The following is a 13,992-nucleotide window of genomic DNA, read 5'->3' as shown; positions in this document are numbered from 1 at the left end:
GCCACACGCCGGCACGCCTGCGCCTCGCGCGCGGGCGCCTCCGTCGCGCGTGACCCAGCCGTCATGACCGAACCCGCTGTTCCATGCCGATCGACCGTTAGTCATCCGATGAATTCGTTTCGTCAACTCGCCGAGCTTGCGCGCCAGCCGCGCCCGCGCCGCACTCGCCGCCGCACGCTGTTCGCGATCCCCCTGCTCGGGATGATCGCGATCGCGCTGCTGTGGACGGCGATCGTCATGCGGCTGTCGATCGAGAAGGACAGCGCCTACCGCGAGGCCGCCGCCTCCGCCGCGATCCTCTCCACGGCGCTCGAGCAGCACACCATCAAGTCGATCCATCAGGTCGACCAGATCACCCGCTTCGTCAAGTTCGAGTTCGAGAAATCGCCGGAGCGCTTCAACCTGGCGAGCACCGTCGAGAAAGGCGTGGTGCCGAGCGATACGCTGATCCAGGTTTCGCTGCTCGACGCCAACGGGCACCTGTTCGCCAACACGGCCGATCCGCATCCGAAACCGGTGGACCTGTCCGACCGCGAGCATTTCCAGGTGCATGCCACCCACAACGACGACGAGATGTACATCAGCCGGCCGGTGCTCGGCCGCCTGTCGGGCCAGTGGACGCTGCAGATGACGCGCCGCCTGAACGCCCCCGACGGCTCGTTCGCGGGCGTGGTGGTGGTGTCCGAGGACCCGAGCTATTTCACGAGCGATTTCTACAACAACGCGGCGGTCGGCAAGGACGGCGTGATCGCCGTGGTGTCCGATACCGGCGCGGTGCTGGCCCGCCGCACCGGCGCGCCGGGCACCGGCCGCGCCGCGGGCAGCTTCTCGGCCTCCGGCGTGTATCCGATCGCCGAGCGCGTGTCGGGCACCTATGCCGATCCGATCGACGGCACCATGCGGATCGTGTCGTACCGCCATCTCGACGGCTACCCGCTCGGCGTGCTGGTCGGGCTGTCGCAGGGCGAGGAGCTGTCCGACTACAACCACACGCGCAACGTCTATCTGCTGATGACGAGCTTCGTCACGCTGGCGATGCTGGCGTTCTTCGGCGTGGCGACCGGCCTGATCGGCAAGCTGCTCGGGCGCGAGCGCGAGATGACGCAGCTTGCCGAGTACGACCTGCTGACCGGCCTGGCGAATCGCTACACGACGCTGCGCGAGCTGCGCAACGACGTGGCCGAGCCGGCCAACCTGCGGCATCTGGCGATCCTGTTCATCGATCTCGACAACTTCAAGACCGTCAACGACACGCTCGGCCACAACGCCGGCGACATCGTGCTGCAGATGACGGCCGCGCGGCTGTCCGACGCGGTGGGCCACGACGGTTCGCTGTCGCGGATCGGCGGCGACGAGTTCGTGGTGGTGGTGAAGGGTGACGACGTCGAGCGCCGCGCCGTGCAGCTTGCCGAATCGATCATCGGCATGTTCGCCGACGCGTTCGAGGTGCGCGGCAGTACCTTCGTGCTGCATGCGAGCATCGGCATCGTGCTGCACGCCGTGCCCAACGAGAGCGAGATCGACCTGCTGAAGAAGGCCGACCTCGCGATGTACAGCGCCAAGGATGCCGGCAAGAACTGCTATCAGTTCTACGCCCCGCACCTGTCGCACCGCGCCGATCACCTGATGCGCTGGGAGCAGCAGTTGCGCGTGGCGCTCGCGGAGGAACAACTGTTCCTCGCATTCCAGCCGAAGATCGACCTGACGCGGCGCTGCATCGCCGGCTTCGAGGCGCTGGTGCGGTGGAACCACCCTACCCACGGGCTGATCGCCGCCACCGAATTCATCGCGGTGGCCGAATCGACCGGCCTGATCGTGCCGATCGGCGATTTCGTGGTGCGCACCGCGTGCCGTCAACTGGCGCGCTGGCGCGACGAAGGCCACGACACGCTGACGCTGGCCGTCAACGTGTCGCCCGTGCAGTTCTGGCGCGGCGACCTGATCGACACCATCTCCAGCGCGCTGGCCGAAACCGGCATCGCGGCGGATCGGCTCGAAATCGAAATCACCGAGACGGCGATGATGGAGTTTCCGGAGCTGGTGTCGGACAAGATCATGGCGCTCAAGAAGCTCGGCATTCGCGTGGCGCTCGACGATTTCGGCACCGGCTATTCGTCGCTGTCGTATCTGCACCGCTTCGCGGTGGACACGCTGAAGGTGGATCGCTCGTTCGTGCAGGCGATTCCGGCCGATCGCAGCGTGTGCGTGATGGTGTCGTCGATCGTGCATCTGGCGCGCGCGCTCGGGCTGACCGTGGTGGTCGAGGGCACCGAAACCGAGGAGCAGGTCGCGTGGCTGTCGGCGCTCGGGCCGATCCAGGCGCAGGGCTTCCTGTTCTCGCGGGCGGTGCCGGCCGAGGGAATCGAGGCACTGCTGGCGCGCTTCGGCGTGTGCGAAACATTGGAAGCCCGGCCGCGCGTGACGTCGAGCGCGGCGCATCTGGCCCGGATCGCGAACGTCTCGCACGAGCCGGGCGGCGGTCACGGCAACTGAGCGTTGCCGGGCGGGAGAAGGTGCGTGAGGGAGGCGCGTGTCGCCTCGGGCGGCTTCGGGCCGCCTCCGGCCGTGCTCAAACCGGCCGAACGCGCCCCCGCGAGTTCAAAAACCGCGCGACAGCACGGCCGTGGCGATCGTCACGACGCCGAGCACCAGGTTGACCACCACCAGCATGCGCATCGCGCCCACCGCGCGTGCGCCATCCGGCCAGTTCTGCGCCTGCACGGCGCGGCGAATGCGCGGGAAGATCGCGAAGCGGATATGGCCGAAGATCAGCATCATCAGCACGCCGAGGCCGGCCATCGCGTGCAGCGGCCAAGTGGCATGCGCGCCGCCGTACGCGGTCAGCAGGAAGCCGCCCGTCAGCAGCGTGACGAGCACCGCGCCCGCCACCCAGTTGAAGAAGCGCCCGAACACGGCCTCGACCAGCGGCAGCCGCAGTTGCGGCGAGAGATCCGACAGCGCGGGGCGCAGGCAGAAATGCGCGAATACCATCCCGCCCACCCACACCGCGACGGCAAGAAGATGAAGGAACAGTGCGACGGGAATGGCGTGGGACATGGGGCAATCCTGAGGGTGTTGTTATCGGGCGAATCGAACCGGCAAACGAAAACCGACTCGCGACGGTGGCCTGAACCGGTTCGACCGGCCCGCGGCGCACCGGTTCGGTACGCGGGCGACATTTGACACGAAATCCCGCCGAATGTCGCGGCCCGCATTCGACGCCACGCTCGATCCGCCCATGAAAAAACCCCGGCGCGCGGGCAGCGCGGCCGGGGCCCGAGTCGGACAAAAGCCGATACGGGGCGCGCAGGCCGCGCGCCGCCGCGTGCGCTGCGTGCGGTACGTCAGCCGAAGATCGGCCGCAGGCCGGACAGCTTCAGCTTGAGCTCCGGCACACGGCCCTTGCGGGCACGCTTGCCGACCAGCGGCGCAAGCGCCGCGCCCGCCAGCACCGCATCCTGCGCCTTGCCGCCGCGACCGGTGCCTTGCAGCAGCACGCCGCGACCGTCGATCGCCAGCGCCTGCACCAGCGTTTCCTTGTCTTCCAGCGCCATCAGGATCACGCCGCGGCCGCCGGCCGACAGCGTCTTCATCTCGTCGATCCCGAACACCAGCAGGCGCCCCTGCCCCGACAGGCAGGCCACCTGGGTGGCGAGCGGCATGACCGGCATCGGCGCGAGCGGCACCGCGCCTTCGTCGATCGTCATGAAGGCCTTGCCGGCCTTCTGACGGCTGATCATGTCGCCCACCTTGGCGATGAAGCCGAAGCCGTTGCTCGACGCGAGCAGCAGCGGCTGCTCCGCGCCGGCCGCGAAGTAATGCATCAGGTGCGTGCCCGATTCGAGTTCGATCAGCGAGGTGACCGGCACGCCGTCGCCGCGGCCGCCCGGCAGCACCTGCACCGGCACCGAATGCACGCGGCCCTTGCTGCCCCAGGCGATCAGCGTATCGGGCGTGCGGCACTGGAACGCCGCGTAGAGGCCGTCGCCGGCCTTGAACGTGAAGCTCGCCGGGTCGAGCCCGTGGCCCTTCAGCGCACGCACCCAGCCCTTTTGCGACACCACCACCGTCACCGGCTCGTCGATCACCTTGGCCTCGAAGATCGCGCGCTTTTCCTGCTGGATCAGCGTGCGGCGGTCGTCGCCGAACTGCTTGGCGTCGCCCTCGATCTCCTTGATCATGAGCCGCTTCATCGCGCTGTCGTTGCCCAGCAACTCTTCCAGCTTGGCCTTCTCGGCGCGCAACTCGTCGAGCTCCTTCTCGATCTTGATCTTCTCGAGCCGCGCGAGCTGACGCAGGCGGATTTCGAGAATGTCTTCGGCCTGACGCTCGGTCAGCCCGAACGCCGACATCAGCGCGGCCTTCGGCTCGTCCGACTCGCGGATGATCCGGATCACCTCGTCGATGTTCAGGAAGACGATCATCCGCCCTTCGAGGATGTGGATGCGGTCGTCGACCTTGCCCAGCCGATGGCGGCAACGCCGCGTCAGCGTCTGCTGGCGGAACCCCACCCACTCGCCGAGGATCGTGCCGAGCCCCTTCTGCGCGGGCCGGCCGTCGGGGCCGATCATCACGAGGTTCAGCGGCGCGTTCGATTCGAGGCTGGTGTGCGCGAGCAGCGACTGTACGAACTCGGTCTGATCGAGGGTGCGCGACTTCGGCTCGAACACGAGCCGCACCGGCGCATCCTTGCCCGACTCGTCGCGCACGGCATCGAGCAGGTCGAGCAGGGTCTTCTTGGTGTTGGCCTGCTCCTGCGTGAGCGTCTTCTTGCCGGCCTTGATCTTCGGGTTGGTCAGCTCCTCGATTTCCTCGAGCACCTTCTGGCCCGAGGTGTTCGGCGGCAATTCATTGACCACCAGTTGCCACTGGCCGCGCGCGAGCTCCTCGATCTTCCAGCGCGCGCGCACCTTGAGGCTGCCGCGCCCGACTTCGTAGGCGGCGGAGATTTCCGCGTCGCTCGAGATGATCTGGCCGCCGCCCGGGAAATCCGGGCCGGGCACCAGTTGCATCAGCTCGGCGTGCGAGAGCTTCGGGTTGCGGATCAGCGCCACCGCCGCGGCCGCCACTTCGCGCAGGTTGTGCGACGGGATTTCCGTTGCGAGGCCGACCGCGATGCCCGACGCGCCGTTCAGCAGCGCGAACGGCAGCCGCGCCGGCAGCAATTGCGGCTCCTGGAACGAACCGTCGTAGTTCGGCATGAAGCCGACCGTGCCCTGGTCGATCTCGTCGAGCAGCAACTGGGCGATCGGCGTGAGCCGTGCTTCCGTGTACCGCATCGCGGCCGCGCCGTCGCCGTCGCGCGAGCCGAAGTTGCCCTGGCCGTCGATCAGCGGGTAGCGCATCGAGAAATCCTGCGCGAGACGCACGAGCGCGTCGTAGGCGGATTGATCGCCGTGCGGGTGGTACTTGCCGAGCACGTCGCCCACCACGCGCGCCGACTTCACGGGCTTGGCGTTGTTGCCGAGGCCCATCTCGCTCATCGCGAACAGAATGCGGCGCTGGACCGGCTTCTGGCCATCGCAGACATCCGGCAGCGCGCGGCCCTTGACGACGCTGACCGCGTAGCTGAGGTAGGCGCTCTCGGCGTAATCGCCGAGCGTCAGGACATCGCCGCCTTCGGGCGGCTTGGGCGGTTCATCGAAAAAATCGGGGGTGTTGTCGTCCATCTGGTATCGCTTCCGTATCGGTTCAGGGGCGGCTCGGCCGGCGTGCCGCGCGGCGCATCGGGTGCGCGGCGCGAGTCACGCCGTTCAGATATCCACCTCGACCTCGTTGCCCTTTTCCTCGAGCCAGCCGCGACGTGCGGACGCCTCGCCCTTGCCCATCAGCATCGTCATGCGCGATACCGTGGCGTCGTAATCGAGCCCGCCGAGCGCGACCGGCGTGAGGCGGCGCGTATCGGGATTCATGGTGGTGTCCCACAGCTGCTCGGCGCTCATTTCGCCGAGGCCCTTGAAGCGGCTGATCGACCATTGCGTGTCGCGCACGCCGTCCTTGCGCAGCTTGTCGAGGATCGCCTCGAGCTCGCCATCGTCGAGCGCGTAGAGCTTCTGCGCGGGCTTCTTGCCGCGCGCCGGCGCATCGACGCGGAACAGCGGCGGACGCGCCACGCACACGTGGCCGCGCTCGATCAGTTGCGGGAAATGCTTGAAGAACAGCGTGAGCAGCAGCACCTGGATGTGCGCGCCGTCGACATCCGCGTCCGACAGGATGCAGATCTTGCCGTAGCGCAGGTTCGACAGATCGACGTTGTCGTCGGGGCTGTGCGGATCGACGCCGATCGCCACCGAGATGTCGTGCACCTCGTTGTTCGCGAACAGGCGGTCGCGCTCGGTTTCCCAGGTGTTCAACACCTTGCCGCGCAGCGGCAGGATCGCCTGATATTCCTTGTCGCGGCCCATCTTGGCCGAACCGCCGGCCGAATCGCCCTCGACCAGGAACAGTTCGTTGCGCGTGATGTCCTGCGTTTCGCAGTCGGTCAGCTTGCCGGGCAGCACCGCCACGCCCGAGCTCTTGCGCTTCTCGACCTTCTGGCCGGCGCGCGTGCGCGCCTGCGCCTGCTTGATGACCAGATCGGCCAGCTTCTTGCCGTGCTCGACGTGCTGGTTCAGCCACAGTTCGAGCGCCGGGCGCGAGAACGACGACACCAGCTTGACGGCGTCGCGGCTGTTCAGACGCTCCTTGATCTGGCCTTGGAACTGCGGATCGAGCACCTTTGCCGACAGCACGAACGACACGCGCGCGAACACGTCCTCGGCCAGCAGCTTGACGCCCTTCGGCTGCAGGTTGTGCAGCTCGACGAAGCTCTTGACCGCCTGATAGAGGCCGTCGCGCAGCCCCGATTCATGCGTGCCGCCCGCTGGTGTCGGAATCAGGTTCACGTAGGATTCGCGCGTGAGCGAACCTTCCTCGCTCCAGGCCACCACCCACGATGCGCCTTCGCCGTCGGCAAAGGTATCGTCGCCCGAGCTTTTCGAATCGGCGAAGCGTTCGCCCTCGAACAGCGGGATCAGCAGCTCGCTGCCGTTCATTTCGTCGAGCAGATAGCCGCGCAGGCCGTCCTGGTACTTCCAGACCTGACGCTCGCCGGTTTTCTCGGTGATCAGCACCACTTCGACGCCCGGCAGCAGCACCGCCTTCGAGCGCAGCAGGCGCTGCAGTTCGCCGGCCGGCAGGTTCGGCGAATCGAAATACTTGCCGTCCGGCCAGACGCGCACGCGCGTGCCCGACTTCTTCTCGCCGCGGCCGGCCGCCTGCGTGACGAGCGGCTTGACCACATCGCCGTGCGCAAAGCCGAGTTCGGCGATCTTGCCGTCGCGCCAGACCGTGACGTCGAGGCGCGTGGCCAGCGCGTTGGTGACCGACACGCCCACGCCGTGCAGGCCGCCGGAGAACGTGTAGGCGCCACCGGCCGCCTTGTCGAACTTGCCGCCGGCGTGCAGGCGCGTGAAAACGATTTCGACCACCGGCACGCCTTCGTCCGGGTGCATGCCGTACGGAATGCCGCGGCCGTCGTCCTCGACCGAGACCGACTGATCCGCATGCAGCGTGACCGAGATCTGCTTGCCGTGGCCGCCGAGCGCCTCGTCGGAGGCGTTGTCGATGACTTCCTGGATGATGTGCAGCGGGTTTTCGGTACGCGTGTACATACCGGGCCGCTGCTTGACGGGTTCGAGACCCTTCAGCACCTTGATCGATGCTTCGCTATAGGCCGCTGCGGGCTTTTTCGTGGACATAGGCGCTAGTTCATCCATCGTCCGCGATGCTTATCCCCAGATCGTGTGGACAACATCGTGGACAAAACGTTGAATTCGATAAAAAAGCCAATCGAAACAATGCGCTGACGCGACTGCTCCGAAATCGGGCGGCGCCGCATGCGACGCCGGGGCCGGAACGCGGCGTATTTTACTGGTTCCTTGCGCGCGCGATCATGACGGCTTGCGCTTGGCCTCGAGTTCTTCCCAGCGTTCGAGCGCGACGAGCAGTTCGTTGTCGAGCGTGGCGAAGCGTTCGGTCAGGCGCGTGCCTTCCTTCGCGTCGCGCGCGAAGATCGTGCCGTCTTCGAGTTGCGCGTTGATCTCGGCCTGCTCGGCTTCGATCGCCGCGATCTTCTGGGGCAGATTGTCGAGTTCGCGTTGGTCGTTGAACGACAGCTTGACCGGGCGCTGGATGTTGCGGCTCGCCGCGTTCTTGCCGGCGTCGTCCTTCGGCGCGGCGGCGGGCGCGGGCGCGCGCGCGGCAACTTCCTGCTGCCGGGCCAGATCCTTCGAGCGCGCGTGCTGGGTTTGCCAGTCGGTGAAGCCACCGACGTATTCGCGCCAGGCGCCGTTGCCTTCCGACGCGATCACCGAGGTGACCACGTTGTCGAGGAAGGCGCGATCGTGGCTGACCAGCAGCACCGTGCCGTCGTAGTCGGCCAGCAGCTCTTCGAGCAGTTCGAGCGTGGGGATGTCGAGGTCGTTGGTCGGTTCGTCGAGCACCAGCACGTTGGCCGGCCGTGCGAACAGGCGCGCCAGCAGCAGGCGGTTGCGTTCACCGCCCGACAGCGAGCGCACCGGCGAGCGCGCGCGCTCCGGCGCGAACAGGAAATCGCCGAGATAGCTCATCACATGCTTCTTGGTGCCCGCCACTTCCACCCATTCGCTGCCGGGGCTGATGGTATCGGCGAGGCTCTTGTCGAGATCGAGCTGCGCGCGCATCTGGTCGAAGTACGCCACCTGCAGGTTGGTGCCGGTGCGGACCTTGCCTTCGTCGGGCGTGAGTTCGCCGAGGATCAGCTTCAGCATGGTGGTCTTGCCGACGCCGTTCGGGCCGATCAGGCCGATCTTGTCGCCGCGCATCACGGTGCTGGAGAAGGTATCGATGAAGGTGCGGCCGTCGTAGCGAATCGTGACGTCGGTCAGCTCCGCGACGATCTTGCCCGACTTCTCGCCCTGCGCCACGTCGAGACGCACGTTGCCCTGCGAATTGCGGCGTTCGGCGCGCTCGTTGCGCATGTCCACGAGCCGCGCGATGCGGCCCACGCTGCGCGTGCGGCGCGCTTCCACGCCCTTGCGGATCCAGACTTCTTCCTGTGCCAGCAGCTTGTCGAACTTCGCATTCTCGACGCGCTCGACTTCCAGCTGCTGCTCCTTGCGCGTTTGATATTGCGAGAAGTTGCCGGGATAGGACAGCAGCCGGCCGCGATCGAGCTCGACGATGCGGGTGGCGACGCGATCGAGGAACGCGCGATCGTGGGTGATGAACAGCACGCTCGAGCGCTGCGAGATCAGCAGTTCTTCCAGCCAGCGGATGCCTTCGAAATCGAGGTGGTTGGTGGGTTCGTCGAGCAACAGCACGTCGGGCTGCAGCACCAGCGCGCGGGCCAGCGCCACGCGCTTCTTCATGCCGCCCGACAGCGCTTCCACCAGCAGTTCGCCGTCGAGACCGATCTGCGCCAGCGTGGTGGCCACGCGGGTGCGCCAGTTCCAGCCATCGGCCATGTCGAGCGCCGCCTGCAGCGTGTTCATGCGCGCCATCAGCGCGTCGTGCCCGGCGCCTTCCGGCTCGTCCGCGAGCCCGTGCGCGACCGTGTCGAACTCGTCGAGCAGCGCCTGGATATGCGTGAGGCCGCCCGCAACCGCGTCGAACACCGACAGACCCGGCTCGAATTCGGGCTCCTGCGACACGTAGACCGTCACCAGATCCTGCTGGCGGGTGACCAGGCCGTCGTCGGGACGCGCGAGCTCCGCGACGATCTTCAGCAGCGAGGACTTGCCCGCGCCGTTGCGGCCGATGAGGCCGACGCGCTCGCCGGCTTCGAGCGAGAATTCCGCGTGATCGAGCAACGCGACGTGACCGAACGCAAGCTGCGCGCCGGTAATGGAATAGAGCGACATGGGGGGAGCGGCGATGAGAGGGATTCGGAAGCGCCCATTGTAACGGGCATCGGGGGTGGTTCTAAGTTGGCCGGATGGCGAGCCGCGCGCGACGGTGCGGCGAAGGTTGATCGGGCGCAGGCTGGGCGGCCGGGCGTTTCGGGTATATTGCGCGGTCTGCCGGCCAGCCGCTGCACAATTTTCACTGTTTCCGCACTATTTTCCGATCGTCATCATGAGCGAAGTCGTCGAATACCAAAGCTGGGTCTGCCTGATCTGCGGCTGGATCTACAACGAACAGGAAGGCCTGCCCGACGAAGGCATCCCGGCCGGCACGCGCTTCGCCGACATCCCGTCGGATTGGCGCTGCCCGCTGTGCGATGTGGGCAAGGAGGATTTCGTGGTGGTGGATTTTTGATTTTGCGGTGAGGTTGCGGGCGGACGCGCTTGACGGCCGTTTTAGGGGCGGGAAGCTTTGCTATACTCTGCCCCGCTGAATCGCGGCGCCGTCACCGGCGCCCTATCCGCTCCCCGTAGTTCAATGGATAGAACAAGCGCCTCCTAAGCGCTAGATACAGGTTCGATTCCTGTCGGGGGGACCAAGAAATCCCCCGTACCGCCCGCCCATCAAGGCTCTCACCGCAATTTGGCGTAATTCTGGCGTAACGATTTCTAAAAATCGAGCCGGAACCACCACACGTCAAGCCGCATATACTGTACATCCATACAGCACACGAGCAGCGCCATGAAACCTCTATGGGCTTTCGTCTGGGAATTTACTTGCCCGATCTCGGACGCGCGGACCCGGACCTACACGGCCATGACGGTTGACGAGTTCGTCCGAGACACAGGGTTTCCGCCTGCCGACTTGGATGCGGTGAAGATCGTTGAGACGAGGGTAGACCGAAACGAGGTGCCGTTGGATCAGGCTGTCGCGGCAGTGGCCGCCCGGAAACAGCTTCCCGACTACCTGTACCCGACCATGAAGGAAATGCGCGCAGCATGGCGCCAGTACCCTGAGGACCACCTGATCCGCAGACTGATATTGGAATGCGTCCGCACTCGACGCATGTTCAAGGACGCCGAGGATCATCGGCGATGCATCGATAAGGTCTGGAGGGAGGACATAGGCGGAGAAATAGTCGCGATGTACCAACTTCGCATACTACTAAATGACGGATGCAGATTATCCGACTGGTAGCGACTATTTGATAATGATTTTTATTCTATCGCCCAGGCCGTAATCTTGTAGAAAACCACTTGATTGAATGCGAGTCCCCGTGGACAATTATTACCACAATAAACAGCTTTCCGGGGAACCCACAATGCCGCGCAAACTCTTGCTGCCTGCGATCGCCATGTTCGCAGTCACTGCCGCCCATGCTCATCGGCCTCAGATTATCGATTGCGGCATTTACTCTAGCGTCGCCGCGCACGCGACAGATAACCGCGACGGCGGCACTACGCTTGACGCCTCTCTGGGCCGAACGAAGGCCGCATATCGCTACGATCCGTACCTGCCGACCTATATCGAGCTGACGCGGGATGTATTCACGCAGCAAAACCTTAAAGGTGTGTCGTCGAGCGTTATCAAAAAGGCAGCCGAAACTGCTTGCCTGAAACACAATCAGGACGAGCGCCGGACGCGAGAACTAGACTAATTCAAACGGCGATTAACTTTCCATCTCCGCAAACGACTGAGCAGTGCCGCATGCTGCGGAAATTCGCCCGCCTGTCTAAATCGGTCGAGTCGGCCGCACCCGGTTCGCAGGACGCCAAGCTGCTGCGCCTGGCGATCAAGGCCGAGCGCGATCGCCTGAGCTGAGCGGCGCCGTTAAAAAAGCCCGACAGGCTCGGCCGCAACATCCCAATTCGAGATGATCAGCTCTTGCCGGTCGACGCCCTCGCCACCACCGACGGTGTACTGAATCGGTACCGTCTCGATGTGAAACCCATCGAACACGCGCCGGATCTCCGGATGGTCGTTCAAGCTCACGATCGCTCGCCCCTTGATCCCGCGCAGCTTCGCCGCCATTTTCTCGTACTCGACGAACGGAAACGACACGCCATATCCTTCCGTCTCGAGGTACGGCGGATCAAGATAAAAGAACGTCGCCGGCCGATCGTAGCGGTCGACGCAATCGGACCAATCAAGCCGCTCGACGTATGCCCCAGCCAAGCGAAGGTGCGCGGCCGACAGCTCCTCCTCAAGGCGCAGCAGATTCAGCCGCGGCGGCGACGTCGCAGCAATGCCGAACGTTTGAGATTCGACCTTGCCGCCGAAGCAATTTTTCTGCAGGTAATAGAAGCGCGCGGCGCGCTGGATATCGGTGAGGGTTTCCGGGACCGTCAGCTTGAGCCACTCGAAAACCTGCCGGCTGGTCAACGCCCATTTGAACTGCCGGACGAATTCCTCGAGGTGATGCTGCACCACCCGATAGAGGTTCACCAGCTCGCCGTTCACGTCGTTGACCACCTCGACCTTCGCCGGCGGCCGCATAAAAAATAGAGCCGCCCCGCCCGCGAAAACTTCGACGTAGGTTTCGTGCGCAGGAAAGCGCGGCAGGAGATGCGTTGCGAGACGGCGCTTGCCGCCGATCCAAGGAATAATTGGTTTTGCCATTGTGAAAGCCGTTCGATAACTTCGTGTAGAATCCGGCCCGCCCACCGGTGGGTTACAGGGCCTTGGCTGATTCACTGGCACAGACAGTGGAAAGGCGACCGGTCAGCGCGTTCCCGCGCGCTGATCGGCCGCCCTGTTCTTTACTGCTCGCCGCAGGCCGCCGTTTCGGAGCGAACCTTACAGACGTAGTCCTGCAACATCTTCAGTTTGTCGATTTCGTTTTCGTCGTCTCCTGCGACGGAGAAAATGCGTTCCGCAGTCGCTGGGTCGACGTCAGCGTAGGCGGCCGCACCATCGCCCACGCCGGTGGCGCCGGCAGCGCTGGGCACGTCGACACCACCGCCACCGACGGCGGTACAGCTTGCGACGGCGATGCGCAGCCGCTCAGTACCCGAGCGCAAAGCAGCGCGATAATCGCGACTCTCGTTTTCATGCTTGATCCTTTCTTCGGTTCGTTGCTTGTCGGCGGCCGCGATCTCGGCCGCCGCCTTGTTGTGCTCGTCGATCGCGCGCTGCTCGGCGTCGAGCGCCGCATGCGACATCGCCTGCAGTTGCTCCGCGTGCAGCCGCGCGTCGTCGGCGCGGCCGGCGCGCTCGACGGCCAGCTCGCGCCCGTCGACAACATGCGCACCGAAGGCGCCGGCCACGCCGGCGAGCGCGGCGACGATGAGGTATCCAATCCACGCGTTACCCATCAGAGCCCCCGTTCGCAGAGCGAGCGTTCCGCAGCCCGGCGCTTCACTAGGCCCGGCAGCGTGTCGCATACGGTTTTCAGTTCGCCGGTTTTCGGATCACGTACCTTCCGGCAATTTGCGAATACCCAGCGCGGCTTTCCGTCGTCGGTCTCGTTCATGGCACGGCACGCCGCCGGCCAGTTACCCGCGTTGAATCGCTGCGCGACGGCACTGCCGCAATACGCTCCGGCGCCGACGTTGTAGGCGAAGCTCACGGCCGCCGCGAGTTGGAACGGATGGCCGGCGAGGCCGGGCGTACACCGCAGCACCGGCTCCGAATGCGCGACCAGTTGCGCCTCGAGCGACGCGCGGCATTCGGCGTCGCTGTAGCGCTTCCCGACGACAACGTCGTGCGTATCTCCCATGCACTTCGTCGGGATACCGACCGGATCGATGTAGCCAACCAGGCGCGTTCCCTCAAAGCCCGGAACGATAGAAATCAAAAGGGCTGCCGCAGCAGCCCCCACCACACCCACCAGCGTTTTTTTACCCGCCATAGTGCTTTTCCTCGATTTCGTGCAGCCGCGCGTTCGATTCGCGCTCCTCGCGCTTGTCCTTGCGGTACACGTAGATTGCATTGATCACCGCCGTCAGGATCGCGGTCACGATCCCCACGGCCACGCCGAAATGGTCGAAGGTCATACCCGCGCCCATCGACACTGCGCTGCCCGCGTAGCTGGCAGCCTCCACCGGAGTCACCCTCATCTATCCCCCGTAAACGAAAACGCCGCCCTGGTGGGCGGCATCCGCACTTCATTCGGCTTTGTGTGCCGAT

11 protein-coding genes, 1 tRNA gene and 2 pseudogenes are annotated in these 13,992 nt (G+C 65.2%); 4 read left to right on the top strand and 10 right to left on the bottom strand.

Going from position 1 to position 13,992, the window contains the following annotated elements:
* Positions 1 to 108: 108 nt before the first annotated feature.
* Positions 109 to 2,493, top strand: a complete 2,385-nt coding sequence (locus AB4851_RS20915; protein ID WP_414442741.1) for an EAL domain-containing protein — start codon at positions 109 to 111, stop codon at positions 2,491 to 2,493.
* A gap of 105 nt (positions 2,494 to 2,598) precedes the next feature.
* Here AB4851_RS20915 and AB4851_RS20910 read toward each other — a convergent pair whose 3' ends face one another.
* The 6 genes and pseudogenes from AB4851_RS20910 to AB4851_RS20885 form a co-directional block, all read right to left on the bottom strand.
* Positions 2,599 to 3,057, bottom strand: a complete 459-nt coding sequence (locus AB4851_RS20910; protein ID WP_414451308.1) for a CopD family protein — start codon at positions 3,055 to 3,057, stop codon at positions 2,599 to 2,601.
* A 287-nt stretch (positions 3,058 to 3,344) separates the two neighbouring features.
* Positions 3,345 to 5,669: a DNA topoisomerase IV subunit A gene (gene parC / locus AB4851_RS20905; RefSeq protein WP_414451307.1), complete on the bottom strand. Its 2,325-nt coding sequence runs from the start codon at positions 5,667 to 5,669 to the stop codon at positions 3,345 to 3,347.
* Positions 5,670 to 5,753: 84 nt separating this feature from the next.
* Positions 5,754 to 7,739 (bottom strand): DNA topoisomerase IV subunit B, encoded by a 1,986-nt coding sequence (locus tag AB4851_RS20900; RefSeq protein WP_414451306.1) that lies wholly within the window; start codon positions 7,737 to 7,739, stop codon positions 5,754 to 5,756.
* 192 nt (positions 7,740 to 7,931) lie between these two features.
* Entirely contained in the window at positions 7,932 to 8,351 is a 420-nt protein-coding gene (locus AB4851_RS20895) for a hypothetical protein (RefSeq protein WP_414451904.1), read from the bottom strand.
* Positions 8,352 to 8,522: 171 nt separating this feature from the next.
* Positions 8,523 to 8,837 (bottom strand): annotated as a pseudogene (locus tag AB4851_RS20890) (ATP-binding cassette domain-containing protein); the annotation flags it as partial.
* 195 nt (positions 8,838 to 9,032) lie between these two features.
* Positions 9,033 to 9,881: pseudogene (locus AB4851_RS20885) on the bottom strand (ABC-F family ATP-binding cassette domain-containing protein); the annotation flags it as partial.
* Between the two features lie 214 nt (positions 9,882 to 10,095).
* On the opposite strand from AB4851_RS20885, the gene AB4851_RS20880 reads away from it, so the two are divergent.
* The 3 genes from AB4851_RS20880 to AB4851_RS20870 all read left to right on the top strand — a co-directional run bounded on the left by AB4851_RS20880 (position 10,096) and on the right by AB4851_RS20870 (position 11,521).
* The gene (locus AB4851_RS20880; RefSeq protein ID WP_414451305.1) at positions 10,096 to 10,278 is read left to right on the top strand and encodes a rubredoxin; all 183 of its coding nucleotides are present in this window, start codon (positions 10,096 to 10,098) and stop codon (positions 10,276 to 10,278) included.
* Between the two features lie 109 nt (positions 10,279 to 10,387).
* Positions 10,388 to 10,462: transfer RNA gene (locus AB4851_RS20875), tRNA-Arg, on the top strand.
* Between the two features lie 678 nt (positions 10,463 to 11,140).
* Positions 11,141 to 11,521, top strand: coding sequence for a hypothetical protein (locus AB4851_RS20870; RefSeq protein ID WP_414451304.1), 381 nt, complete (start codon positions 11,141 to 11,143; stop codon positions 11,519 to 11,521).
* Positions 11,522 to 11,694: 173 nt separating this feature from the next.
* Here the strand turns inward: AB4851_RS20870 and AB4851_RS20865 are convergent, their stop codons facing one another.
* From AB4851_RS20865 to AB4851_RS20850, 4 genes are all read right to left on the bottom strand, one after another.
* Positions 11,695 to 12,483, bottom strand: a complete 789-nt coding sequence (locus tag AB4851_RS20865) for a DNA adenine methylase (protein ID WP_414451303.1) — start codon at positions 12,481 to 12,483, stop codon at positions 11,695 to 11,697.
* A 140-nt stretch (positions 12,484 to 12,623) separates the two neighbouring features.
* Positions 12,624 to 13,178: a lysis system i-spanin subunit Rz gene (locus tag AB4851_RS20860; RefSeq protein WP_414451302.1), complete on the bottom strand. Its 555-nt coding sequence runs from the start codon at positions 13,176 to 13,178 to the stop codon at positions 12,624 to 12,626.
* Entirely contained in the window at positions 13,178 to 13,714 is a 537-nt protein-coding gene (locus AB4851_RS20855; protein ID WP_414451301.1) for a lysozyme, read from the bottom strand. Before AB4851_RS20855 ends, AB4851_RS20860 begins: the two co-directional genes overlap by 1 nt.
* Positions 13,704 to 13,922 carry a holin gene (locus AB4851_RS20850; RefSeq protein ID WP_414451300.1) on the bottom strand — a complete coding sequence of 73 codons (219 nt, stop codon included), beginning with the start codon at positions 13,920 to 13,922 and terminating at the stop codon, positions 13,704 to 13,706. The genes AB4851_RS20855 and AB4851_RS20850 overlap by 11 nt, the downstream gene beginning before the upstream one ends.
* Between the last annotated feature and the right edge of the window lie 70 nt (positions 13,923 to 13,992).

The organism is Burkholderia sp. 22PA0099 (genome assembly GCF_047497165.1).
In the GTDB taxonomy this organism is placed as follows: Bacteria; Pseudomonadota; Gammaproteobacteria; order Burkholderiales; family Burkholderiaceae; genus Burkholderia.
Note: the sequence above shows the minus strand (reverse complement) of the source record. Positions and strands in the feature narration are given on the sequence as shown.